We start from the raw sequence: 2,316 nt of genomic DNA, 5'->3' as shown, positions 1-2,316 counted from the left end.
GTGGACGCAGTTCTACGAGCACGAGTCGTGCGGCAAGTGCACCCCCTGCCGGGAGGGAACCTACTGGCTGGCGCAGGTGCTCGAACGGATGGTCGCGGGGCGGCGCCCCGGCTCCGGTCGGCCGCCCGGCCCCTCCCGCTCGGTCGTGCGGGCGCAGTGCAGGGTGACGCCGTCGGCGTCCTGGGTCACCCCGGTGACCTCGCGGCCCCAGCGGGTCTCGATCAGGGGTTGCGCGGCGATGCGCTCGTCCAGGATCTCCTCGGTGCGCGCCTGCGAGACGTTGACGAACGGCGGGAACGACGAGCGACCGTGGTCGGCGAGCGTGTAGGCGAACAGCTCCCGGTCGCGGTGGAAAGTGCGGGCCGTGGTCCAGGTCACGCCCTCGTCGGCGATGCGACGGCCCGCACCGACCGTCTCCCAGGTATCGAGCACGTCGCGCTGCTGGCAGATGGCCTTGGACCCGATGGCGTCCCGCTGCCTGCGCCGGTCGAGCAGGACGACCGGGACGCCCCACCGGGCCAGCAGCAACGCCGCCGTCTGCCCGACCGGCCCGTTGCCGACGACGGCGACCCGGCCGGAGACCGGCGCGGTGGGCCGCGTCTCGACGGCGGAGGTGTGACTGGTCATGTCCCCCATGCCGACTCCCCGCCTCAGTCCTGCAACTGGTCCCAGACCTGGCGGTCCCGCTCGGCCGTCCAGATCACCGGGCGCTCGATGCCGGAGAGCTCGTCCCACAGGCGGGAGACGTCGAAGGGAAGGCAGTGCTCGAAGATCGGCCAGTGCCCGTACTGGCCGGACAACGCGGCGTGCGCACGGTCGAACGCTTCCTTGAGCGTGCCGCCGCGCGCGTGCACCGCGCCGACCTCGTCCAGCATCACGCGCAGGAAGTGCCGCGTCTGCTCGATGGCGGCGTCGACCTCCCCCCGGCCCCTGCTGACCTTGCCGCGCCCGCCGACCAGCGCCTCGGCGCCGAAGTCGCGCACCCGGTCGAGTGTGGCGCCCGCCCAGTCGCGGTGGAAGGCGTCGCCGGTGTAGAGGGCGGCCTCGGCCTCCACGAGGTCCCCCGCGAAGAGAATGCCCTGACGGGGCAGCCAGCCCACGAGGTCGCCCTCGGTGTGCCCGCGCCCGCAGTGATGCAGTTGCAGCTCACCCCGGTCGCCGCCGAGGTCGATGGTCATGCGGTCGGAGAAGGTCAGCGTGGGCCAGGTCAGTCCCGGCACGCTGTCCGCGTCCTTGGCCAGCCTCGGCATGCGCGCGAACTCGCTCTCCCAGTCCTCGCGGCCGCGCTCGGCGACGAGCGCGCGAGTGTTCTCGTGGGCGACGATCACGTCCGCGTCGAACGCGGAGGCGCCGAGGACGCGCACCGCGTGATAGTGCGAGAGCACGAGGTAACGCACCGGCTTGTCGGTGTGCTCGCGCAACCGGGCGAGCCACTGCCGCGCCGCGGTCGGCGTGGCCATCGCCTCGAAGCAGACGAGGAAGTCCTCGCCCTCGATCGCACCGACGTTCGGGTCGCCCTCCGCGGTGAGCGCGTAGACGCCGTCGGCGAGCACCTCCAACGTCTGTTCCTTCTCCGCCAGATCCGCCGACGAGGCGAACGCCTTACCCGCCACGGGAGACCCTCCTTGGTCCGCTCGCGATTTCGATCAAACCTTTGATTATCGTGGGAAGAGTAGCGCCGATCACACCCGAAGGGAAGCGGTTAGCCTGTTCGGCATGACCGCGACCCCGGGCGAGGACGAGCTAGACTACCTGTCGTTCGTCGAGTTCGCGGTCGACGAGGCGGGCAGGCGGCTTCCCACGCTGGACACGGACGCGATGCGGCTGGTCCTGACGTTGCACCGGCTCACCAGCGCACTGGTCTACGACCTCGAGTCCGCCGTGCACCGGCCCCGAGGGCTGAGCTGGCCGGGGTTCCGCGTGCTGTTCGTGCTCTGGCTGACCGGGCCCGCCGAGTCGAAGCGGGTCGCCGAACTGGCCGGGATGAGCCGTGCCGCCGTCTCCGCCCTGGTCAACACCCTGCACCGGCGGGGCCTGGTGGAACGCGCCCGCGCCGAGCACGACCGGCGCGCCGTGCTGTTGCGGCTCACCGACGAGGGCCGCGCGCTGATCGAGGCCGACTACCGCGAACACAACGAGCGGGAGCGCAGCTGGGCGGCCACGCTCACCGAACGGGAGCGGAGCCAGCTCATCGGACTGCTCGAGAAGTTGACGACCGGCCCCGCGGCCGGGACCGCCCGGCGCCGATTCTGACCTCGCCCTCCTGGCTCGACCGGCTCGCGCCGGTGCGGGCACCACGCCGGCGTGTCCGCCCGC

2 protein-coding genes and 2 pseudogenes are annotated in these 2,316 nt (G+C 72.2%); 2 read left to right on the top strand and 2 right to left on the bottom strand.

Annotated features, from left to right (window positions below; all coding sequences use genetic code 11):
- Positions 1-103: pseudogene (locus SACSA_RS24260) on the top strand (NADH-ubiquinone oxidoreductase-F iron-sulfur binding region domain-containing protein); the annotation flags it as partial.
- Positions 104-159: 56 nt separating this feature from the next.
- Here the strand turns inward: SACSA_RS24260 and SACSA_RS0101775 are convergent.
- Positions 160-627, bottom strand: a pseudogene (locus SACSA_RS0101775) (FAD-dependent monooxygenase); the annotation flags it as partial.
- A 23-nt stretch (positions 628-650) separates the two neighbouring features.
- Positions 651-1,613 carry an MBL fold metallo-hydrolase gene (locus SACSA_RS0101770; RefSeq protein WP_019813035.1) on the bottom strand — a complete coding sequence of 321 codons (963 nt, stop codon included), beginning with the start codon at positions 1,611-1,613 and terminating at the stop codon, positions 651-653.
- A gap of 103 nt (positions 1,614-1,716) precedes the next feature.
- Between SACSA_RS0101770 and SACSA_RS0101765 the strand changes: the two genes are divergently transcribed.
- The gene (locus SACSA_RS0101765; RefSeq protein WP_019813034.1) at positions 1,717-2,253 is read left to right on the top strand and encodes a MarR family winged helix-turn-helix transcriptional regulator; all 537 of its coding nucleotides are present in this window, start codon (positions 1,717-1,719) and stop codon (positions 2,251-2,253) included.
- Positions 2,254-2,316: the final 63 nt, after the last annotated feature.

Origin of the sequence: Saccharomonospora saliphila YIM 90502 (assembly GCF_000383795.1) — a bacterium.
Lineage (GTDB): Bacteria > Actinomycetota > Actinomycetes > Mycobacteriales > Pseudonocardiaceae > Saccharomonospora > Saccharomonospora saliphila.
The sequence above is the reverse complement of the archived record's forward strand: the minus strand, read 5'-3'. Positions and strand labels throughout refer to the sequence as shown.

Excerpts from the sequence above, each read along its gene's own strand:
- SACSA_RS0101765 (WP_019813034.1), top strand. The coding sequence starts at position 1,717 with ATGACCGCGACCCCGGGCGAGGACGAGCTAGACTACCTGTCGTTCGTC.